Annotated in this window: 22 protein-coding genes; 3 read left to right on the forward strand and 19 right to left on the reverse strand. The window is 39.3% G+C overall.

Features of this window, described 5'->3' with window-relative positions:
* Positions 1-36 precede the first annotated feature (36 nt).
* Genes MWU84_RS05950 through rsgA form a run of 3 tightly spaced genes read right to left on the reverse strand, consistent with a single transcriptional unit; the run spans position 37 to position 1765 of the window.
* Positions 37-363 carry a nucleotide pyrophosphohydrolase gene (locus MWU84_RS05950; protein WP_246899400.1) on the reverse strand — a complete coding sequence of 109 codons (327 nt, stop codon included), beginning with the start codon at positions 361-363 and terminating at the stop codon, positions 37-39.
* Positions 363-815 carry a D-aminoacyl-tRNA deacylase gene (gene dtd, locus MWU84_RS05955; protein ID WP_246899402.1) on the reverse strand — a complete coding sequence of 151 codons (453 nt, stop codon included), beginning with the start codon at positions 813-815 and terminating at the stop codon, positions 363-365. Before dtd ends, MWU84_RS05950 begins: the two co-directional genes overlap by 1 nt.
* Positions 815-1765 carry a ribosome small subunit-dependent GTPase A gene (rsgA, locus tag MWU84_RS05960; RefSeq protein WP_246899404.1) on the reverse strand — a complete coding sequence of 317 codons (951 nt, stop codon included), beginning with the start codon at positions 1763-1765 and terminating at the stop codon, positions 815-817. The genes dtd and rsgA overlap by 1 nt, the downstream gene beginning before the upstream one ends.
* 118 nt (positions 1766-1883) lie before the next feature.
* Here rsgA and MWU84_RS05965 point away from each other — a divergent pair, with 118 nt between their 5' ends.
* A complete protein-coding gene (locus MWU84_RS05965) occupies positions 1884-2312 on the forward strand; it encodes a hypothetical protein (protein WP_246899529.1) in 429 nt (142 codons plus the stop codon).
* A 118-nt stretch (positions 2313-2430) separates the two neighbouring features.
* Here the strand turns inward: MWU84_RS05965 and MWU84_RS05970 are convergent, their stop codons facing one another.
* The 5 genes from MWU84_RS05970 to MWU84_RS05990 all read right to left on the reverse strand — a co-directional run bounded on the left by MWU84_RS05970 (position 2431) and on the right by MWU84_RS05990 (position 7449).
* Positions 2431-3105 (reverse strand): head GIN domain-containing protein, encoded by a 675-nt coding sequence (locus MWU84_RS05970; RefSeq protein ID WP_246899406.1) that lies wholly within the window; start codon positions 3103-3105, stop codon positions 2431-2433.
* Between the two features lie 273 nt (positions 3106-3378).
* Entirely contained in the window at positions 3379-4461 is a 1083-nt protein-coding gene (locus tag MWU84_RS05975; RefSeq protein WP_246899408.1) for a bifunctional 3-deoxy-7-phosphoheptulonate synthase/chorismate mutase type II, read from the reverse strand.
* A 9-nt stretch (positions 4462-4470) separates the two neighbouring features.
* Positions 4471-5331, reverse strand: coding sequence for a prephenate dehydrogenase (locus MWU84_RS05980; RefSeq protein WP_246899410.1), 861 nt, complete (start codon positions 5329-5331; stop codon positions 4471-4473).
* Between the two features lie 148 nt (positions 5332-5479).
* Positions 5480-6625: an aminotransferase class I/II-fold pyridoxal phosphate-dependent enzyme gene (locus MWU84_RS05985; RefSeq protein ID WP_246899531.1), complete on the reverse strand. Its 1146-nt coding sequence runs from the start codon at positions 6623-6625 to the stop codon at positions 5480-5482.
* Complete coding sequence (locus tag MWU84_RS05990) at positions 6619-7449, reverse strand: prephenate dehydratase (protein ID WP_246899412.1); 831 nt, start codon at positions 7447-7449, stop codon at positions 6619-6621. The genes MWU84_RS05985 and MWU84_RS05990 overlap by 7 nt, the downstream gene beginning before the upstream one ends.
* Positions 7450-7919: 470 nt before the next feature.
* Here MWU84_RS05990 and gldA point away from each other — a divergent pair, with 470 nt between their 5' ends.
* A complete protein-coding gene (gene gldA / locus MWU84_RS05995) occupies positions 7920-8813 on the forward strand; it encodes a gliding motility-associated ABC transporter ATP-binding subunit GldA (protein ID WP_246899414.1) in 894 nt (297 codons plus the stop codon).
* 25 nt (positions 8814-8838) lie between these two features.
* Here gldA and MWU84_RS06000 read toward each other — a convergent pair whose 3' ends face one another.
* The 7 genes from MWU84_RS06000 to MWU84_RS06030 all read right to left on the reverse strand — a co-directional run bounded on the left by MWU84_RS06000 (position 8839) and on the right by MWU84_RS06030 (position 14144).
* A complete protein-coding gene (locus MWU84_RS06000; RefSeq protein ID WP_246899416.1) occupies positions 8839-9711 on the reverse strand; it encodes an ATP-binding cassette domain-containing protein in 873 nt (290 codons plus the stop codon).
* On the reverse strand, positions 9708-10379 hold the full coding sequence (gene modB, locus MWU84_RS06005) for a molybdate ABC transporter permease subunit (RefSeq protein WP_246899418.1): 672 nt from the start codon (positions 10377-10379) through the stop codon (positions 9708-9710). The genes MWU84_RS06000 and modB overlap by 4 nt, the downstream gene beginning before the upstream one ends.
* Positions 10379-10780, reverse strand: a complete 402-nt coding sequence (locus MWU84_RS06010; RefSeq protein WP_246899420.1) for a hypothetical protein — start codon at positions 10778-10780, stop codon at positions 10379-10381. The genes modB and MWU84_RS06010 overlap by 1 nt, the downstream gene beginning before the upstream one ends.
* Entirely contained in the window at positions 10773-11561 is a 789-nt protein-coding gene (gene modA / locus MWU84_RS06015) for a molybdate ABC transporter substrate-binding protein (RefSeq protein ID WP_246899422.1), read from the reverse strand. Before modA ends, MWU84_RS06010 begins: the two co-directional genes overlap by 8 nt.
* 53 nt (positions 11562-11614) lie before the next feature.
* Complete coding sequence (locus tag MWU84_RS06020; protein ID WP_246899424.1) at positions 11615-12046, reverse strand: BLUF domain-containing protein; 432 nt, start codon at positions 12044-12046, stop codon at positions 11615-11617.
* A 113-nt stretch (positions 12047-12159) separates the two neighbouring features.
* Positions 12160-12969 (reverse strand): sulfurtransferase, encoded by an 810-nt coding sequence (locus MWU84_RS06025; RefSeq protein WP_246899426.1) that lies wholly within the window; start codon positions 12967-12969, stop codon positions 12160-12162.
* 11 nt (positions 12970-12980) lie between these two features.
* Complete coding sequence (locus tag MWU84_RS06030; protein WP_246899428.1) at positions 12981-14144, reverse strand: acetylxylan esterase; 1164 nt, start codon at positions 14142-14144, stop codon at positions 12981-12983.
* Positions 14145-14472: 328 nt separating this feature from the next.
* Here MWU84_RS06030 and MWU84_RS06035 point away from each other — a divergent pair, with 328 nt between their 5' ends.
* Positions 14473-17526, forward strand: coding sequence for a PVC-type heme-binding CxxCH protein (locus tag MWU84_RS06035; protein ID WP_246899430.1), 3054 nt, complete (start codon positions 14473-14475; stop codon positions 17524-17526).
* 181 nt (positions 17527-17707) lie between these two features.
* Here MWU84_RS06035 and MWU84_RS06040 read toward each other — a convergent pair whose 3' ends face one another.
* The 4 genes from MWU84_RS06040 to MWU84_RS06055 all read right to left on the reverse strand — a co-directional run bounded on the left by MWU84_RS06040 (position 17708) and on the right by MWU84_RS06055 (position 22530).
* Positions 17708-18217 carry an OmpH family outer membrane protein gene (locus MWU84_RS06040; protein WP_246899433.1) on the reverse strand — a complete coding sequence of 170 codons (510 nt, stop codon included), beginning with the start codon at positions 18215-18217 and terminating at the stop codon, positions 17708-17710.
* A gap of 76 nt (positions 18218-18293) precedes the next feature.
* The gene (locus MWU84_RS06045) at positions 18294-19124 is read right to left on the reverse strand and encodes an OmpH family outer membrane protein (protein ID WP_246899533.1); all 831 of its coding nucleotides are present in this window, start codon (positions 19122-19124) and stop codon (positions 18294-18296) included.
* Positions 19125-19229: 105 nt separating this feature from the next.
* Positions 19230-21809: a POTRA domain-containing protein gene (locus MWU84_RS06050; RefSeq protein WP_246899435.1), complete on the reverse strand. Its 2580-nt coding sequence runs from the start codon at positions 21807-21809 to the stop codon at positions 19230-19232.
* A gap of 4 nt (positions 21810-21813) precedes the next feature.
* Positions 21814-22530, reverse strand: a complete 717-nt coding sequence (locus MWU84_RS06055; protein WP_246899534.1) for an isoprenyl transferase — start codon at positions 22528-22530, stop codon at positions 21814-21816.
* Between the last annotated feature and the right edge of the window lie 26 nt (positions 22531-22556).

Genomic DNA, 22556 nt, shown 5'->3' on the forward strand with positions numbered 1-22556 from the left:
TGCACGAATGCGCAAAAACAAGCCACAAATATAGCACTATTTCAGCTTTTTATTGTTGTGGTGACGATCATGATCACGCTTTGCCTTAAAGTTTAATTTCTTGTCAAAAGACTCCTGCAAATTTATGCCCGTCTGGTTGGCCAAACAAAGCACTACGAAAAGCACATCTGCCAATTCTTCCCCAAGATCCTTATTCTTGTCCGACTCCTTTTCGCTTTGCTCGCCATAACGCCGGGCAATAATTCTGGCTACCTCTCCTACTTCCTCTGTAAGTTGGGCCATATTGGTAAGTTCGTTAAAATAGCGTACCCCATGGTTCTTGATCCATTCGTCTACGGCTTCTTGTGCGTTTTCTATGTTCATTATTCTCTATTTTTTGTATCTATCTGTATGGTAACCGGTCCATCGTTAAGTAGCGCCACTTTCATATCGGCTCCGAAAATACCAGTTACAACCTTTTTTCCAAGATCTTTTTCCAATTGTGCCACGAAACTTTCGTACAAGGGAATAGCTATTTCCGGCTTTGCCGCTTTAATATAACTGGGCCTATTTCCTTTTTTTGTTGAGGCGTGAAGCGTAAACTGACTGATTACCAGGGCCTCTCCTTCCTGCTGAAATAGGGACAAATTCATAACGTCCTGAGCATCATTAAAAATCCTGAGGTTTACAATTTTATTGGAAAGCCACTTAATATCATCTTGGGTATCCGCATCCTCTATTCCTAAAAAAATAAGTAGTCCGTTCGAAATTTTTGAAATTACTCTCCCATCCACCGTTACGCTCGCGGTGGTTACCCTTTGAATTGTTGCACGCATTATTTTTCTCCGTAAATATCCACTCTATAATTCTCTTGTTCCCCGCTCAACATTTGAACATAACTTTTGTACCTGCTCCAAGCTACTTCATCATTGTCCAAAGCCTTCTTTACTGCACAATGCGGTTCATCCAAATGCAGGCAGTTATTAAACTTGCACTCACCTTTCAACTTAAAAAATTCAGGGAAATAATCCCCTATTTCCTCCTTCTCCATATCCACTATCCCAAACCCTTTTATTCCCGGCGTATCAATAATCCTAGCCCCGAATTCCAGATCGAACATTTCAGCGAAAGTAGTAGTGTGCTGCCCCTGCATATGCTGTGAAGATATTTTTTTGGTCTTCAGGTCCAATTGAGGCTCTATGGCATTGACCAAAGTGGATTTTCCCACTCCGGAATGCCCAGAAAACATACTGGTTTTCCCGATCATTAATTCCTTTACCTTATCCACATTTTTTCCAGTTTTGGCTGAAATTCCAATACAGGTATATCCAATCTCCCTGTAAAGGTTTGCGAGATATTTTATCTCATCCAGTTCCTCTTCACTGTAAGTATCTATCTTATTAAAAAGTAAAATAGCAGGAATATGATAGGCTTCGGCAGTCACCAAAAACCGATCTATAAAACTTGTAAATGTGGGCGGATTATTTAAGGTTACTATCAAGAAAACCTGATCCAAATTGGCCGCAATGATATGGGTTTGTTTGGATAGGTTAACCGACTTTCTAATAATATAATTCTTCCTATCCTTAATTTCAGTAATTATACCTTGGGAATTTTCCTCAGTCCCATCCACCTCAAATACCACCACGTCACCAACCGAGATAGGATTGGTACTTTTTATTCCCTTAAGCCGAAATTTTCCCTTTATCCGGCATTCATAGAAAGCCCCTTCCGCAGTTCTTACGGTATACCAACTTCCAGTAGATTTATATACGGTTCCTTCCATTAAAGAGTTCTGACAGATTTTTTTACAAAGAAACAACTTTAGTTTTATACTAGCTTTTAAAACTAATCGTTGTTAACCAAACATTAATTTAGAAAAAACACGAAAAATGAAAAATATTATGCTTTTTGCCTGCTTAATGATTGCTGCCGTTACAGACGTGAATGCGCAACAATTTAAAGTAATCACCAGTGTTGAATCCATAGTTCCCAGTGGCTTGGGAAGATCTCGGATCATTAGCGCAACAGAGGATAGGGATCACAAAGAATTCACTAGCGAACAAACGGATGAGGATAATTCAAGAAATAAATCCAAACGAGGTGATATACGGGTAAAGAATTTTGAAGAAACCAAACTTTTAAATTTTTACAATATTGGAGGTATCAGATTCCAAAATATTGCTGCCAATGACGCTTTGATATCATCCAAAATTAATGACATGGTGGCCGACGGATGGGAATTGGCCTTTGTTACGAGCGCCGTTGAAAGTGATAGCGGAAAAGATGATGGGCAGGGAATTTTTATTACCCGATACATATTTAAGAAGTAAACTTTTCCAATAAGAAATAGTAAACCCGGTCCAACAAACCGGGTTTTATATTTAAGATAATTTGTTTTCGTGACTCTATTATAATGCAAACCTGTTTCTTTGTACTATCTTAAAATTACTAATCCATTATTTTTACCCTACCACCGGCAAACGTATTCTTATTTACCTCTTTCGGGTTCCCATAAACATACACATCCCCGCCAGCTTTAATATTAATATCTATTGCATCCGAAACAAACATTGCAGCCTCTCCTGCTGCCGTTATCTTAATACTGGCTTTCTCACTTAGTAACGGTTTCCCCTCAAAAACTCCTCCTGTATTTAAGACGACCTCTTGATTTATAGTCTTGCCAGAGGCCTCCACTACACCACCTGTAACACAGCGCACGATAAGTTGGTGCACATCAAGTCCTACTTTTATTTTGGCGCCTTCCTGAGTCTTTAATTCTATCTTTTCTTGGCTTAAGGTTTCGTTGACTGTAATTCTTGCGCCCTCATTCCCATCAATTAAGTCTATATTTTTATAATACACCTCCACAAAGGTGTTTTCGCCATGAAATTTTTTATTGAGTTCCATTTTTATCTTAAGAACCCCATTTTTATTTACAATTTGAATATCATCCACGTTATCACCTTTAACCAAAACCTTATTCTCATTGGATTTAATTAAGTTGACCTCTATTAGATCATAGACCTTGACCTCATTAAAATCCCCTACGGATTTATCCACTATCCTTTGTGAAAACCCCAGAAACGATAGACTTAGAAAACCAATTACCAAAACATTTTTCATTATCCTTATTTTTTTTATTACACTAATCCATTAATATTTGGGGAAGCTTTACTCTATTAGATCCATTAATGTGGTAAAGATGGTACAAAAGTAGATTTGTTACACCAAATTATAAAAACAATTAACTTTAACAATTGACACTTGACCAATTTTAGCTGAAAATACAATTTTTAAAACCTGTGATACCACTATAACTATCGAGTAACAAACCAAAACATTGAATCAAAAAAACCCGCATATAGCGGGTTTTTAACGGTATACCAATAAAATAGTCTATGCGTTGATTATCTTTTCTTGGTGATTAATGGATTCTTGGTGAATAGCCTTAAACATTCTTAAAACAAATTCTTCACTTAATCCCTTAGCCTCTCCTTCCAAAATCATGGCACCTAATATCTGATTCCATCTATTCGATTGTAAAACAGCAACGTTTTTCTGCTTTTTCAAAGCACCAATACCATCGGATATTTTCATTCTCTTACCAAGCATATCGATTAACTGGCTATCAAGAACATCAATTTGTGCCCTTAGATTGCTAAGTTGACTATTATACTCTGCTTCGGTATCAGACTCTTTTCTAATCTTCAGATCTTTCATGATCTGGATCAATTTGGAAGGTGTTACCTGTTGTGCGGCATCACTCCATGCGTTATCCGGATCAAAATGGGTCTCTATCATTAGACCATCAAAATTAAGATCCAAGGCCGTTTGCGAAACGTCAAAAATCATTTCCCTATTCCCAGTAATATGTGAAGGGTCATTAATTAAAGGTAAGTCAGGGAATTTATTTTGAAATTCAATTGCCAATTGCCATTCCGGGATGTTCCTATATTTAGTTTTTTCATAAGTAGAGAAACCTCTATGTATGGCGCCCAGATTTTTAATGTCGGCAGTATACAATCTTTCAATTCCACCAAGCCATAATGCTAGATCTGGATTTACTGGGTTCTTCACCAATACAATTTTATCCGTTCCCGCAAGGGCATCCGCAATTTCTTGCATAATAAACGGACTAACGGTTGATCGGGCACCGATCCACAATAAATCAATATCATGTTCCAAGGCCAACTTAACATGAGCGGCATTTGCTACCTCGGTACAAGTTTTCATACCGGTTTCCGACTTAACTTTTTGCAACCACTTTAAACCTAAAGCCCCCACCCCTTCAAACATTCCAGGACGCGTTCTTGGTTTCCAGATTCCGGCACGATAGTAATTTACATCGGTATCTTTTAACTCATTGGCAATTCGGAGAACTTGCTCCTCTGTTTCCGCACTACAAGGCCCGGCAATTACTAACGGATGGTCCAATTTCATATCGTCCAACCATGTTCTCATTTGTTTTGAATTTTCCATTTCTATACTCTATTTTTTGTTAAGTGGTATTCCGTTTAATATTTCCTTTATTTTATTTGTACTATTCATTTCCTTATAAATGCCTTCATAATCATCTGCGATCAACATAGCTTTGAACTCCTTCAAATTTTGAATATATTCTCCCAATGTTTCAACGACATTTTCCTTATTCTGTTTAAAAATCGGAGTCCACATGGCCGGTGAACTTTTTGCCAATCGTACGGTGCTTTCAAAACCACTTCCAGCCATGTCAAAAATATCACGTTCATTCCTTTCTTTCTCAATAACCGTCTTTCCCAACATAAAAGAACTTATATGTGACAAATGTGAAACGTAGGCAATATGCTTATCATGCGCCTCCGGATTCATATAACGTATCCGCATACCCAATTGTTGAAAAAGTTCCAATGCTCTTTCCTGTAACTTAAAGGCCGTTTTTTCAATTTCGCAAATAATATTGGTCTTCCCTTTAAATAATCCTTCTATAGCGGCAGAAGGTCCTGAAAACTCGGTTCCGGCAATTGGGTGACAAGCCAGAAAATTTCTTCTTTTAGGATGATTATCCAAAACTTTGCAAATTTGGGATTTGGTAGATCCTGCGTCAATAACCACGGCATCATCATTAATGGCGTCCAATATTCTGGGCAGTTCCTGCACCATAACATCCACAGGAATACCCACTATTACAAATTCGGCCTTGTGCAATTGACTATAATCCGCCTTTTCATCGATCAAGGATAATGACATAGCCTCTTCCAGATGTCCTTCATTGGCATCTATGCCGTAAATTTTGGAATCCGGCCTATTGCGTTTAATATCCCTGGCCAGTGATCCACCAATTAATCCGATACCGATTACAAATACATTCATACTATCTTATCATTAGTTCCAAAATGGTAGAACACCTACAATAATCCCACTATAAATTGGGAATTTCAATTATTATCGATTAACTATAAAAAGACCTCGACCGCATACCCATATTTGGAAACAAATTGATCTTCATTTATATTATTTTTCAAAACCTATTAATCGCTTCTTCAATCTTATCTGCCGTAACACATAAGGAGAAACGAATATACCCCTCTCCGTTTGAACCAAAAATTGTTCCGGGAGTAATAAAAATGTTCTTGTTATAGAGCACCTCGTCAATGAACTTTTCAGAAGAAGAAACTCCAGCAGGCAATTTGGCCCAAACGAACATCCCTACGGAATTTTTATCATAGGAACATTTTAGCTTGTCAGCAAGGACATACATCAGTTCCCGGCGTTTATTATAGACTTCGTTTAACTCATTAAACCATGATTCATTACTGTTCAACGCAGCTATAGCCCCTTTTTGAATGCCATAGAACATACCCGAATCCATATTGCTTTTCACCTTTAGGACAGCATTGATATGTTCACTGTTCCCCAAAACCATCCCAACTCGCCAACCTGCCATATTAAAAGTCTTACTAAGGGAATTCAATTCCAAGGCCACATCCTTGGCTCCATCTATCTCCAAGATACTTATGGGATTTTGGTTTAGAACAAAACTATATGGATTGTCGTTTACCAATAAAATGTCATTTTCCTTAGCGAATGCCACAAGCTCTGTTAATTGCTCTCTATTAGCCGTAGCCCCTGTTGGCATATGAGGATAACTGGTCCACATCAATTTAACCTTTTCAAGGTCTTGCTTTTTTAATTCTTCCAAATCAGGAAACCAACCCTTGACACTTGTTAAATCATAATACTGCGGCTTTGCACCTACCAAATTGGTTACCGATGTGTATGTAGGGTAACCGGGATTGGGAATCAACACCCCGTCTCCTGGGTTTAAAAAGGCTAGACTAATATGCATAATCCCCTCTTTAGACCCCATTAATGGAAGTACTTCAGCTTGTGAGTCTACAACTACACCAAATTTATTCTTATAAAAAGATGCAAATGACTCCCTTAGCTCTGGTAAGCCCTGATAGCTCTGATATTGATGCGCCCCTTCATGGCTCAAAGCCTCTTTTATCGCATTTTGCACGGCATGGGATGGCTCCAAATCAGGACTACCGATACCCATATTTATCACAGGTCTTCCCTCTGCCATTAACCCCCGTACTTCCCTAAGTTTCTTAGAAAAGTAGTACTCTTCAACCGAATTTAATCTACTTGCAGCAATCATAATATTCTGGCATTTTTATATTCTCCCAATACTTTAAATTCTTCCGCCATAATTTCCAATAAGGCTTTTGCTTTTTCAAAATTTTCATACTTATCAAAGGTCACATCCACAAAAAAGGAATACTTCCATGGCATCTCTATTACCGGCAAGGATTGTATCTTGGTAAGGTTCAGCCTACAATCGCTCATCACATTCAATATAGCAGCAAGACTTCCGCGTTTATGATCCGTGATAAACCGTACCGAAGCCTTGTTAATTTCCTTTTCGGGCAGCGCTTTGTTTTTAGTTTTTACTATGATAAACCTAGTAGAATTATCCTTGATAGTCTGTATTTCCGAATGAATAATCTCCAAGTCGTACAACTCGGCAGCCACTTTTGGCGCAATAGCCGCTATTCCCATCAGCTGATTTTCCTGAATATTTTTGGCCGTCTCGGCAGTATCCACATCTTCAACGAGTTTGATGTGTTTATAATGCTTAAAGAATTCATTACACTGCAACAAGGCCATTGGATGGGAACGTACCTCCTTTATCTCATCTATTGTCTGCCCTTTCAGAGCCATTAGATTGTGATGAATACTTAAGTACTTCTCCCCAATAATATGAAGGTTTTTATGGAACACCAATGCATAATTTGGTATAATGGACCCCGCAATGGAATTCTCAATAGCCATAACCCCTTTGTCTGCAGTCTTGTTGGTTAAATGATCTACCAAAATATCGAAAGATGAACATTCAACGAATGTAACGTCATCTCCAAAATAGTCCTTTGCCACCTGATGGTGGTTAGAACCTTTGATACCTTGTATTGCTATTCTTAATTTCACCCTTTTTTAAATTGCCCTCCGGCCTGATTATGATTTACCGCTAAACTCCTTTTACCCCTCTTTTCGAAAGTTTTATCCAAAAAAAAAGCCCTGGTTTTCACAGGACTTTTATCTATATATATCTTAAAAATATGCTAGAACAGTCCCTTACCTCCCTTAAAAAAGAAGTAAAAATAAAAACCGTTCCAGAAATATTGCTTTGTCATTTTTCTTATAAAACTCCGGCTAAAGTAATAATTATATTTATAAATCGGTATGGATGACCCAATTTTTATATTTTATTTACAATATCCCCTTAAAAAATATGAATTAACCGCCCTATGGGATTAAATTTTGCGAATTGCGAAGAACCAATCCAAATGTCTCATTTACAAAACCTACAACTCACTATTGACGATCAATATTTTATCCAAATGATAATTAAATCCAGGTTTCACCAATTTACATTATTTTTGATAAAAAAGTATCGCATGTCCATCATAGCAAAAGACATTACCAAATCCTTTGGAAAACAAAAAGCAGTGAACCAGATCTCCTTTACTATCGACAAAGGGGAAATAGTAGGCTTTTTGGGCCCCAATGGGGCAGGTAAATCCACTATGATGAAAATATTGACCACCTATCACACCCCAGATCAAGGCCAAGCGGAGGTCAATTCATTTGATGTTCAAAAGGAGAAGAAAAATGTTCAAAGGAGCATTGGCTATTTGCCCGAGCACAATCCTTTGTATTTGGACATGTATGTAAAGGAATATCTTGGGTTTAACGCAGATGTTTACAAAGTAGACAAAAGTAGGGTCGACGCAGTAATTGAACAGACCGGTCTAAGTCCGGAGGCGAACAAAAAGATAGGGCAACTATCCAAAGGGTATCGACAAAGAGTGGGATTGGCCGCTGCACTACTACACGATCCAGAGGTTTTGATCCTGGACGAGCCTACCACTGGCCTTGATCCCAATCAACTTTTGGAAATTAGAAAGTTGATACGGGAAATAGGAAAAGAAAAGACCATTCTACTGTCCACACACATCATGAAAGAGGTAGAGGCTGTCTGCGACAGGGTATTGATCATCAATAAGGGAACCCTTGTGGCAGATAAAAAACTATCTGAATTACGTGATGGACAAGATCAGGTTTTAGTGGTTGAGTTCGATTATAGGGTGGAAGAAGCCTTTCTTAAGAAATTGCCCAATGTAAGTGTGGTTAAAAATATTGGTGGCTTTGTTTATGAGATTACCTTTAACACAACTAATGATATGCGACCTGTTGTATTCGACTTCGCTCATGACAACCAATTAAAAACCCTGCAATTGAGTAGGAAAAACAAGAATCTTGAGAGTTTATTTACAGAATTGACCCTTTAAAATAATTTAAAGGACAGAACAAATCCTATAATTTTTGAATGATAGGATTAAAAGCCTTGGAAGCCACTAGAACCTGATCTCCAATCCTTAACAGGGCAGCCTCTTTAGGGTCCGAGACCACTCTAATAATATCATTACCTATAAGCACAGAAATTATATAAATCACATCTTCCCTCTGTATCTTTAGAATTTCCCCGGAAAATCTAAACTTGGCACTTGTCTTATTCAGTCCAAAAAAATCGGCAGCAGTACCGTTTTTGATTACACGACCATTTTGAATCTCAAAGACGCTATCCGATAGTTTTACAATTTCCCCAATATCATGACTTACCAATATTGTTGTTAGTTTATATTTCTTATGAACTTGCAAAAGATATTCCTGTAGCTTTATCCGCATTTTAAGATCCAATGCCGACAATGGTTCGTCCAATATTAAAATCTCAGGTCGTTGGACCAATGCCCTGGATAGTGCCACTCGTTGTTTTTGCCCCCCGGATAGGGTTTCCGGTTTTCTATGTTGTAATTCTTCCAGTTCTGCAAATTCCAACAACTCCCTTATTATAGAATTATCCTGATTTTTTTGAAGCGCATATTCCAAATTTTGACGCACGTTCATATTGGGAAAGAGAGCGTAATCCTGAAATACGTATCCCACCTTTCGCTGTTGCGGTTTAAGATCAATATTGCTGCGACTATCGAACCATGTTGTTCCTCCTACGGTTATCATCCCGCTATCCGGCTTCAACAATCCACTGAGCATTCTTAAAGTAGAAGTTTTACCTGCCCCTGATTCCCCAAATAGGGTAACAAAGTGCCCCTTTTCTATGGTCAAATCCAAATCAAGGGCCATTTTTCCTCCAGTGGAGCTTAGTGTTTTATGCAGATTTAACTGTATCATTGGGAAAAGCGTTTAAAATAACCCCCATTGGTAAGATAAACCAATAGTAGAATTACAAAAGTTACGGTAAACAAAATCAATGAATAGCTATTAGCAGCAGCGTAATTAAGCGCTTCCACTTCATCATAGATCGCTATAGAGGCCACTTTGGTCTTTCCGGGCATATTTCCCCCAATCATTAGCACTACGCCAAACTCGCCAACAGTATGGGCAAAGGAAAGTACAATCCCAGTAAGAAGGGAGGGTTTTATATTGGGCAACAAAATTTTTAACAGTGTCGTAAATTTTGATTTCCCCATTGTATAGGAAGCCTCTTTTAGAGTTGAAGGTAGCGAGGAGAGCCCTGCTTGAATGGGTTGTACCATAAACGGCAAGCTGTAAATCACAGAAGCCACTACCAAACCCCCAAAAGAAAATATAAGCTTAATTCCCAGCCAATCATTTAACCAACTCCCAAAAGCATTTGCGGGACTAAAGGCCACCAGCATATAAAAACCCAATACGGTAGGCGGCAGCACCAAAGGCATGCTCACCAAGGTTTCCAGTACAGGCCTAAATTTAGATTTTGTACTTGATAGCCAACTGGCAATGGGAATAGAAATCACAAATAATATAGCCGTGGTTATCACCGCAAGTTTAAATGTAAGTACTAGGGGCTGCCAATCCATTACGGTGCCAGTATTATTTCGTTCAATTTAACCATAATCACCACTTCTATCCGCTCAACCAATTCCATCTGCTTTAAACTCTTAGTACTTATTATGGCAATGACCTCACCTATATTTGTCTCCAAAATCAATCTACTCAACAAAAGGCCCATTTCCACAGAGGCAACGACTCCAGAAATCCTATTCTCGATACTTATGTTCAATTCCTTTTGGGTAGTGACCGCAACCTCCATTTCCTTAAACAGGACATTAACCTTTTTACCCTTTTTCAAATAAGGGGCAGATTCCGGGCTATCTATGACCACAGACATTAATTCCTCCCCATTGTCCACCTCAACACAAACTATGGACATAGTTCCATTGGTTTTAATATCTGTAATATGTCCGGAAAAACTATTCATCCATCAAATATCCAAATTCTTTTAATATCTCCTTGGCCTCTAACGAAAAAAGAAAGTCATAAAAATCCTGAGCGTACTGAATAGTGCTTTCTTCACGGTTAACAAGCACTACACCCTGACTAATTTTGGAGTATAGCGATGGATCCACAATAACCCAACTCCCTTTACCCCTCATTTCGGGCGATAGGACCGTTGATAAAGCTGTAAAACCAATTTGTGCAGCTTGGGAAATTATGAATTGATCTGTCTGCCCTATGCTTTCCCCGAAAACCAATTTAGGCCCCAAGACTTCCTTCAATCCATAATGCTGCAAAACCTCCTCAGCAGCAACACCATATGGGGCAGTTTTGGGATTTGCCATAGCAATGTGCGCTATAGCCCGATCGGATAGCGCGTCAATTGAAACCGGGGTATTCCCCACCATTGACCAAAGCACCAATTTTCCGTTGGCATAGACCTTTGGAGCATTCATTGCTTTCCCTTCCCTGTATAGGGCCTCCGGATATATCATATTGGCCGCTACAAAAATATCATAAGGGGCACCTTCCATAATCTGTGCCGTTAATTTACCGGATGATCCAACAATTAACTCGAATTCCACTCCAGTTTTGTTGGTATAGGCCTTTGTCATGGCCTCCATAGCAGATTCCATATTGGCCGCAGTGGCAACCGTAATTTTCCTGGCGCCATTGTCTTGACACCCCGCCAATAGGCAGATTAACATAATCAACGCCATGCATCGCCAAGCGAATCCCTTAATTATTTTTTCACTGTTGAACATCTTTTGATCGACAAATTTTTTATTCTAAAAAACAGATGGGAATCAAAATCAAATTAGTTCATCTCCCCTGAAATGAGCTTACCCACACTTATCCAAAACATGTTCAATGCAGCAGTGGTACCTTCGGACAGTTCGGACAACAAGAATAAATTTCGCTCAAAATTTTTCAACTCCCCACTCCCCGATCTTTCGTTGGATTCAGTAAAATAGGCCATATTCCAGTCCCCGAAATTTCTTCCGATATTTTTACCCTCCCACAATAATCTTACATCGTGATGCCTCTTGTCCTGCCTAATTTCCTCGAACAATGATTGTATATGGTTCTTATCTCCCTCAATTATTTGAACAAAGGAAAATTTATGAAAAACCAGGCAACCAGTAACACCTTTAGCCTTATTACGCTCACGGGACTTTTCCAAAATACCGCTAATAACTTCTTCAGAAATATCTTGGGTTGCTTTGGAAAAATAAGAAAGTTGGTACATGAAAACTATTTTGGAACAAAATACAAAAATTATGTAATTCAATAGGATAATGCAATACCCGAAAAAATCCAAACGTCCCCAGAAAGGCTATTATTTTTAGTATTTGTGAATACTTAATCCGCTAACTGTGCGTACTCTGTCCACGATCCATCGTAAACCTTATTATGATTTTTTAAACTCAATTCACTTGCCAAAAATACAATACAGGCCGTAACACCTGACCCACAACTAAATACCAACGGCCTCCCCTCGGTCTGCAAATCATTAAAAACCCTTTTCAACTCGCTGAGGGATTTATACTTTCCGTTCTTTAGAACAGTTTCGTAAGGTATATTGATAGAGTTCGGAATATTGCCCCTTTTCAATTCCTTCCTCGGTTCCGGAACAAGGCCATTGAAGCGATCCGAGGAACGGACATCTATGACCAAGGCCTTTCCACTTTTTAAATTATCCTGGATGTCTTCAAAATCCACCACAATTTCGGAATTGAAATTAGCTTCAAAATTACCTGACTCAAGCTTCATATCAATCACTTTTTCCGTTTCATACCCCCTACTCTTCCATTCCGGAAAACCACCGTCCAAAATACTAACATTGTCATGCCCCATAATCTTAAACATCCACCAGACCCTAGGGCTTATATAAATTCCAAAATGATCGTAGACTACAATCTTACTGGATCTATTAATTCCCAATTCCCTACAGGACTTTTCAAATTGATCTGGACTTGGGAGCATATTGGGAAACGGACTATTCTTATCGCTAAACTGGTTTTCAAGATCAAATATTCGAGCTCCTTTGATCTTAAGGTCATCTAAATCTGATACTGACGGATCATAGCGTAATCGGGCATCCAAAATTATTAGTTCGGCCATGTCCAAATTTTCCTTCAACCAATCGGCAGATACTAGTATATCTTTCATTATCATCTATTTTAATTGACTGATATTTTTAAATATGCCATTACGGCTTCATCTCCCTGGAGGGTATTCTTGGGCCTAGGACTTTCCTCACCAAAAACCATTAAATCTTCCGGGGGCAAAATGGTAACAAAATCTTCCTTATAGCCCTCGGCATAAGGAATATTACCAGCGTCGAGATCAAGATAATGGTCAAAGAAATTGTAGAGAGCCGTTCTTTTATTATAGCCGTAGTCATGTCTTTCAGCTGGAAGATGAACATTTTCCACTTTGTGCTCGGCATTATAGAGCGCATAAACCCTTTGTATGTAAGGATACTCTATTCTTGGCGTGTTTCTTGTCCAGTCCGAACCATCCGAAACCAATAATAAAGGTCTAGGGGCACATAGGGCGGCAATTTCCACATTATTGGTTTGGTGGTCAGCACTTTTGTGTATGGGCATTCCACTCTCACACACACATCCTCCAAAAAAGTGTGCGGAAACCTGCACTACAGGTGCAGCTACTTTTATACGATCATCAATGGCCGTCAAAACAAAGGTTTGGGTACCTCCGCCAGAGGCACCTGTCATCCCAATACGTTCAGGATCCACGTCAGGCCGGGATAGTAAATATTCCAAGACCCGCTTGCTGTTATAGGTTTGCAACAACAAGGCTATGGGCATCTTGTGGTTAACCTGTGTGCTTTCTGCGTAACCCACCATATCATAGGCAAAAACTACTGCTCCCATTCTTGCCAATGCTGCGCAACGCCATTGTATGTAGTCTGTATATCTTTTGTCTTTCATATGACCATGCGGACTAAGAATCCCTGCATATTTTCCATCTACTTTACTAGGGCGGTAAAGATTTCCAGTAACAAAAAAACCTGGAAAGCTCTCAATGGCAATGTTTTCTACAATATAACCGTCCATAACCTTGGTATTTCTGATAATAGGATTGAAATTACCCGTTATTTTTGGCATCTTATCCATTTTCATACCATCTATAATTCCCTTTTTAATTCTTAATGACCTTTGTTGCCAAGATTCCATGTCGTTCCATTCCGAGGCAAATTTTTTCATGACAATATTTGCCTCATCCTCGCTCCAATAGCTGCCAACACACAACATATTGTCCTGACCATAAACAAGCAAACAAAAAAAAGTAAATGCGATAAGACTGACTGTTTTCTTCATCTATTTTAAAATTTAATCGTTGGTTTTAAAATTTATGTATTAATACATTGAATAGGACATAGCCTAAATCATCACTTTAAAAAAGCCGTCAAATTTAGTAGCCCCCCTTTATATACTGTTATCTAAAATAGTGCTTTTCATCCATTGTTTTGTGATTATGGAGCCAAATTCAAACACCCCCTATACCAACATTACTAAACAACATCCTTAACGAGAGGATATTAGTATAGCCCATATTTAGCTATTCATCCCAAAAGACTAACCCATTATTTTCAAATTGATGCTGGTTTTTTTGGTAAATTGTGGCAATACAACCAAAAACCGTCACATGTTTCAAAACCAAATTGCCACCAAGACCCTTATTATCATTTTGGTCTTAGGCTCCTTTTCCTCTTGTAAGGACGAACCAAAAGTTAATATCGATTTTGCATCACTTTCAGAACAGGACAAAAGAAAACCCGAGAATGCCATAGCCTCTATGGAGGTATCGGAAGGCTTGGATCTTGAGCTGTTTGCTTCCGAACCCATGGTAACAAACCCAACCAATATGGCTATTGATGCCAAAGGTAGAATATGGGTCTGCGAAGCCAGGAATTACAGATTGTTCGCCAATCCGGACAATAGTTATGACGATGCCGGCGATCGCATCCTAATACTTGAGGACACCAACGGAGATGGTAAAGCGGACACCTCCAAGGTTTTCTACCAAGGAGAAGACATCAATGCCGCCTTAGGGATAGCCGTGTTGGGAAACAAAGTAATAATATCCGTTAGTCCCAACGTTTTTGTCTTTACCGATGAGAATGGGGACGATCTTCCCGATTCCAAAGAAATCCTTTTTCAAGGTATAGAAGGGGTAGATCACGACCATGGGGTACATGCTTTTGTCTTTGGCCCTGACGGTCGACTTTATTTCAACTTCGGCAATAATGGAAAGCAATTAATGGACAAAAATGGCGAGGCCGTTTTGGACATGTACGGCCAAGAAATAGTAGCCAATGGCAAGCCTTATCGGGAAGGGATGGCTTTTAGAATGAATATGGACGGGACTGATCTGGAAGTTCTAGGGCATAATTTCAGAAATCCCTATGAAATTGCCATTGACTCCTACGGAGCTCTATGGCAGTCGGATAATGACGATGATGGCAATCGGGGAACACGAATAAATTTCGTCATGGAATATGGTAATTATGGATATAGGAATTTATTGACCGGGGCAAGCTGGCGGGAAAGAAGAACAGGATGGGATAGCGACATACCCAAAAGGCACTGGCATTTAAACGATCCGGGAACCATCCCCAATTTACTACAGACCGGATCGGGATCGCCTTGCGGTATATTGGTTTACGAGGACAATATGTTGCCACAAAAATTTCAAAATTATCCAATACATGCCGAACCCGGCCATAATGTAGTCCGTGCTTATATTACAGACGAATCGGGAGCAGGTTATACCGCAAAAATTGAAAATTTAGTAAAAAGCCAAGATGATTGGTTTAGACCGGACGATGTGAGCATTGCCCCCGATGGCTCCCTTTTTATTTCCGATTGGTATGATGGTGGTGTTGGCGGACACAAGGCGGAAGATATTGCAAGGGGAAGAATTTACCGTTTGTCCACTACCCCGGAATATCTTTCTGTTGCCTTAGACCCCAAAACTGGAAATGGCGCTGCGAAAGGACTCCTGTCGGGAAACATGGACATTTTTTATCAATCATGGCAAAAATTGCATTCCATGGGCGAAGCCGCACAGCCTCTCCTGACTGAATTGATTGACAAAGGCGGCATTGCCAAAGCCCGTGCCTTATGGCTAGGTCTACACATTCCGACCAAAAGCAATGAATATATAGAAATGGCCCTAAAGGACGAAGATCCCAAATATAGAATGCAGGGCATCCGAATGGCTCGTTTTAAAGGCAAGGAAAGTCTGGAAAAATACTTATCCCCTGTAACAAACGATAAAGCGCCCCAGGTCCGTAGAGAAGCGGCCATAGGGCTCAGATATGTTGGCTCGGAAATGGCAGCTGAACAATGGGCAAATTTGGCTGCCCAACATACCGCAGGTGATCGCTGGTATTTGGAAGCCTTGGGTATTGGATCGGACCAATTCCCAGACCTGTATTTTAGTGCCTGGAGAAACAAGGTTGGAGAGAACTGGCAAAGCGAAGCCGGCAAAGAAATAGTCTGGCGTGTCCGTGCCAAAGAATCGGTTCCTATGTTGGTATCCCTAATCAAAGACGGGAATGTGCCCTCTGCCAAATTAGCTTCCTATTTTAGGGCAATAGATTTTAAAGATCACCCCAGTAAAAACAAATACCTAATGGACATGCTGAGTTGGAACCATCCCTTGAAAAACAAAATACAGGCCTATGCTATAGGCCAAATGGATGTCAAGTTTGTAAATAGCTCACCAAAACATATTAAAATGGTCAAAGAAGTGCTTCCCAAGATTGAAGGAACACCAGAATGGATCATGGCTATCAAAAACCTAGATTTAAAGAACCAAAATGAGGCCTTGTTCCGAGTGGTGGTCAATGGCAAGGACACAGACATTGGAAAGGAAGCTGCCAATATTTTACTCAACAATGAAGGCGCTTCACTGATCGATAAATTCCTTCATTCCCAGGAACAGGAATCCTCTAAAATTGCAGTTATGGAAAAATTGAACGGAATATCCAACCCTACAGCCATTGCCCTCCTAAAGAAAAACATTACCAACAAGGAACTGAGCCATGCGGTTACTAGAAAAATGATAGAAACCCTAGGCAATACAGGGTCTGGACAACAGGAGTTATACCAATTGTTGGAGGATGGTAAATTGGCCGAAGAATATAAAACCTCCGCTGTGCTAAAGCTTATGACCAGTTGGAACGATGAGATCAGAACCAACGCCCCTAAATTCCTGTCTACAGAAGGTGATGGAGCATTGGACATTGCCAAATTGGTAGAACGTAGTGGCAATGCCACCGACGGTAAGAAAATTTACACCACCTATTGCAGTTCCTGTCATTTGGCTGCAGGTTCGGGTATTGATTTTGGACCGGAATTGTCGGATATAGGCAATAAACTTTCGAAACAATTCTTATACTCCAATATTATATACCCCAGTGCCGGTATCAATTTTGGTTTTGAAGGCTACTCGTTGAAGATGAAAGATGGCAAGACCTATACAGGATATATCTTAAGCAGGACAGAGGATGAAATAACCATAAAAATGATGGGAGGCACCCAAAAAACCTTGGAATTGCAGGATATCACCGAACAGCAGGCCCTGGAACAATCTTTGATGACACCAGGCTTGGCCAATATAATGCCAGAAGCGGACTTGGTAGATCTGGTAGCATATTTAGAGACCTTAAAGGTAGTAACGGAAGAACAATAAATCTCTGTCCATACGGCATGGCAAAGGGATGGAAATAGGAATACCTCCTGTGGTATAGCTTAACGCATCCCAACTATTTATAGCCCATAAACACCCCTTGCCACATAAGAGCGGATAAACCACCTGAAAAATGAAAAAAGCCATGCGTTTGCATGGCTTTTTAAAACAATTTATTGTTGGATTAGAAACCTAATTGCTTCTTAACATCTGGCAATATATCCTTCCCTTTGGCTACGATAAGTCCACCACCTTGGGTGGCATCCATTACGTAGTCAATTCCCTGGGCGGCTGCCACAGCCTCTATAGCTTTCTTGGCCTTTTCAGTGATAGGACCTAAAAGCTCTGCCTGTTTTTTTTGTAATTCCTGTGATGCCGTCTGTTGTGCCTCACCAATATTTTTTTCAAAACCTTGAAGTTCCAAAGCTCTTTTCTGATTCTCCTCTTCAGACTTTGAAGATGACTCATTTGAATATTGGGTATATTTATTCTTTAGTTCGGTCATTGAACTTTCAATATCCGCCCTATAAGTTTCCTGTAATTTCTTTAGTTCTGCATCAGCTGCTTTCATCTCCGGCATTTCAGACAACAATTTCTGTACATCTATATGTGCAATTTTTGCCTGTGCGTTAACAAAACTTGTAGCTGCTACGAACAAAACTATGGCTACTGCTATTTTCTTAATTTGTTTCATGATTCTAATTAATGTTTGAGTGTTAATTTAAAGATTTAGTTATATAAATGTAATTTGGTTTAAACTTTATTTAATGTTATTGGTTGTCATCTGAATTCCCCTCTTCGTCCGAGTCCCTTTTGCCACTTCTCTCCTCCAATTCTTTTTTTCGTTTGGCTTCCCGCTCTTCCAATAATTTTTTCCTTCTTTCTTCGTATGCCTTTTTACGTTCCTCCCTAATTCTAAGCTGTTCTGCCCTATTTTCCTCAGCCGTCTTGGCCCTGGCCTCTTCAGCCTGCTTGGCTTTCTCCTGCCTTTCTAAAAGCGCATCGCTAATTTCTTCTTCCTCTTCAAGATCCTCAAAACTATTTCTAGTGTCCCGCTTGTTCCTAGGTGCACTTATCTTCCTCGTCCTTGATATTCCCCTTAAAACAAGATCGCTAATATCGTGTCTTTTCTCGGAATACAACATTACAACATCTGCCGATTTATCAAAAATAAAATCATATTTTTTATTTGCCCCAATTTTCTGCACTTCATTGAATACCTGATCTTGAATTGGCTGTATCAATCTTCTCTTCTGAAGCACCAGATCGCCTTCCGGACCAAACCTATCCTGCTGATAATCGAACATCTCTTTTTCCAAGATTTGGATCTCTTCCTGTCTCTCAGAAATTAATTCCTCTGTTAACAGCACTTTCTCTGCCATTAAATCCTTTTTCATCTGATCAATAACACCTTTCTCCTTATCCAGTTCCAATTTCCATTTCTGCACTTTGGTCGCCAATTGTTCATTGGCCTCCCTGTACTCCTCTACATTCTCCAGGATATATTCCATATCCACATAACCAATCCTAATTGCTCTTTGTGCCGAAATAGTAGCAGCACACATAGTTGCCACCAGAAACAAAAGTACTTTCGATTTAATTCTCATGCTATCTTCTTTTATTACTATAGAAAATATCGTGCCAAAATAACTAAATATTTTAGAATGAACCATTTAACATATACAACAATTGCAAAATTCTATATATTAAAACTGTTGTCCAATGATGAAGTGGGTCTGCCAACCGCTAGGTCCGGATGAATTAGGGTTATAATCTTGATCAAATCCATATCCAAAATCAATTCCCAACAATCCAAATGCCGGCATAAAAATACGTAGCCCCACTCCGGCAGATCTTTTTAACTCAAACGGATTAAAGTCTTGAAAATTGTTGAAGGCATTTCCTGCCTCTAAAAATACCTGCCCATAAATGGAAGCAGACGGTTTTAATGTTAAAGGATATCTAAGCTCCAAAGAGTATTTATTATATACAATTCCACCGTCCTGTACTTGTCCGCCACTTAAGGGGTCCGTACTATATGGTGTTAAGGATTGGTTCTCATAACCTCTTAAAGAAATAACATCCCTACCATCCAAAGTGTAGGTTCCCATTCCGTCTCCCCCAACATAAAATCGTTCAAAAGGAACCTTACCTACATCTTCATTGTAACTTCCTAAAAACCCAAATTCCGCATTGGTCCTCAAAACCAATTTATCTACCAAAGTAGTATACCAATCACCTTTAAAGTTAACCTTGTAGAATTCCAACCACCTAAAGCGCTCTTGATCTATCCGCTCTATTTCGTCACTATCCAATTCCTCAATGGCTGTTTCCTGATCTTCATTGAGCTGTTTATAGTCTATATTATTGAACAAGGAAAAGGGAGGAGTAAATTTGGCCGTAAGTGCAAAATTTGAACCCGATCTAGGATAAATACGTCCTCCACCCGTAGCATCTCTAGAGATTCCCAAGGTATACGCTATGGAGTTCGATTTTCCATTCCCGAAATTGAAAAGCCCTAAATTATAATCTTGGAAATTATATAATTGATATCCCAAAGAGTGGGAAATGGTAAAGTAATCATCTGGCCATTGTACCCTTTTTGCCAAACCTGCCGTAATTCCAGTAATGGAAAACTGTTTGCTTTTATCTGGCTTGTTACTTACATAAGGGTTGTAATAAAACTGTTGTGTCCTGGATAAGGACATATTGAACCTTACCGGCTTTTTACCTCCCAACCAGGGTTCGGAGAAATTTAAGCTATACACCCTGTAGGTCCTACTGGCCTGTAATCGCAGTGCAAAGGTTTGTCCATCACCCATAGGTACCGGCTTATAAGCCTCCCCATTAAATAAATTCTTCATGGAGAAGTTACTAAAAGACAGTCCCAATGTACCAATGAAACCACCTCCACCATAACCACCCTGGAGCTCTATCTGGCTAGAGCCAGCTTCTACCAAGTTATAGGCGATATCCACCGTTCCTGCATTGGGATCCGGGTTTTGGATATCCGGCACTATCTGTTCGGCATCAAAGAATCCCAATTGTCCCAATTCCCTGATACTCCTAATAATGTCCCCTTTACTATAACGTTGGCCAGGTCTGGTACGCAACTCCCTAAAAATGACGTGGTCATTGGTCTTGTCATTACCTATTACGGTAACGTGATCCAGAAAAGTCTCCTTACCTTCAATAATCCTAATTTCAAAATTAATGGTGTCGTTCTCAGCCGAAATCTCTACAGGGTTGATACTGGAGAACAAATAACCATGGTTCTGATATAAATTGGTAAGGTCTTCTGCATCCGGCTTGGTGTCATCCGCTATACGTTTACGCAACAATACGCCATTGTAGGTATCGCCTTTTTTAACCCCTAAAACCTGGGCAAGTTGACGGTCCGTGTAAACGGTATTTCCAACAAAATCAATGTCACCGACATAATACTTGTTCCCTTCCTCTACCTTAATTTTCAAATCGATGAGATCATCGGAAACCTTAACAAAGGTATCCGAAATTATTCGGGCATCCCTAAAACCTTTTTCGGCATATTTGTCCACAAGGGAAACCAAATCATTTTTGTAATCTTCCTCTATATATTTCGATTTCTTCCAGAAACGGTAGAACTTTCTTTTCTTGGTCTTTTTCAAGGCCTTGCTCAGCTGTTTTTTGGACAACTGCTCGTTTCCTTCAAAAACAATATCATTGATTTTAACCTTATCGCCCTGTTTCACATTTATGACCATGGCCTCTGTATTGGCATCGGTCGTATCTTTTGAAGTGACAATGTTTACCTTGGCATTAAGATATCCTTTCTTTTTGTATTTGTTCTGTATATAATTCTTGGAATTGGCGATTAAACTCTCGGTTATCTTTTTACCCTTTTTTAGATCGGTATCCTTAAGGATTTCATCTATCTTTCTTTTTTTGACTCCATAAACGGTTACATTGGAAAGTGTTGGCCTTTCAATAATATTTAGTTCAAGAAAAACATTTTCCCCTTCAACATTAATAATATAAAAGTTTATGTCCGTAAAAAGCTCCAGTCCCCATAACTTATTGATAACAGCGCTTATTTCATCGCCTGGAACGGTAATAGGCTGCCCAACCCTTAAACCTGTGTAAGTCTTTACAGTTTGTTCATTGTAACTTTGTAATCCGGTAACTTCCAATCCTCCAAGAATATACCGTTTACCATCTTCATAGGAAATATCCTGTGCCGAGATAACCGGTGTAAAAATTAAGAATAAAAGTGTAGTAAAAAGTTCAAGGGACATGAACCTTTTCATGTCTCTAGGTGAGTTGTTCGCTAGTTTTTCCAAATCTTCGTTCTCTGTTCTGGTAATTTTTAATGGCTTCCAATAAATGCTGTTCCGAAAAATCCGGCCAAAATACATCAGTAAAATACAATTCCGCATACGCAATTTGCCAAAGTAAGAAATTACTGATCCTATGCTCTCCACTGGTGCGGATCAACAAGTCTACGTCCGGTAAATTTTGCGTGTAAAGATGGTTATTAATAATGGTTTCGTCAATATTTTCGGGAGAAATTATATTATTTTTAACTTTGACGCATAGCTGTTGTACGGCATTTTTTATTTCTTCCCGAGACCCATAACTTAGGGCAAGGGTCAAAGTCATACCGGTATTCGCGCTAGTTTTCTCCATTACGTCCAACAATTCCTTGTGAGCAATCTTGGGCAAGGAAGTTATATTGCCAATGGTATTTAACTTAATATTATTATTATTCAAGGTTTTCAATTCCTTTTTAAGGGAAGACACCAATAACCTCATTAGTGTATCTACCTCCAATTTTGGCCTATTCCAATTTTCAGTGGAAAAAGTGTATAAAGTAAGAAACTCCAACCCAATTCTGGCACAGTCCTCAACAGTTCTCCTAACGGTTTTCACCCCTTGCTCATGGCCAAAAACCCTTAATTTCCCCTTTTGTTTTGCCCATCTCCCATTACCATCCATAATTATGGCCAGATGTCTAGGCAATGATTTCATCTTTAATTCTTCCAAACTAATTTTTT

The sequence above is a fragment of the Arenibacter sp. F20364 genome (assembly GCF_023015905.1).
Classification (GTDB): domain Bacteria; phylum Bacteroidota; class Bacteroidia; order Flavobacteriales; family Flavobacteriaceae; genus Arenibacter.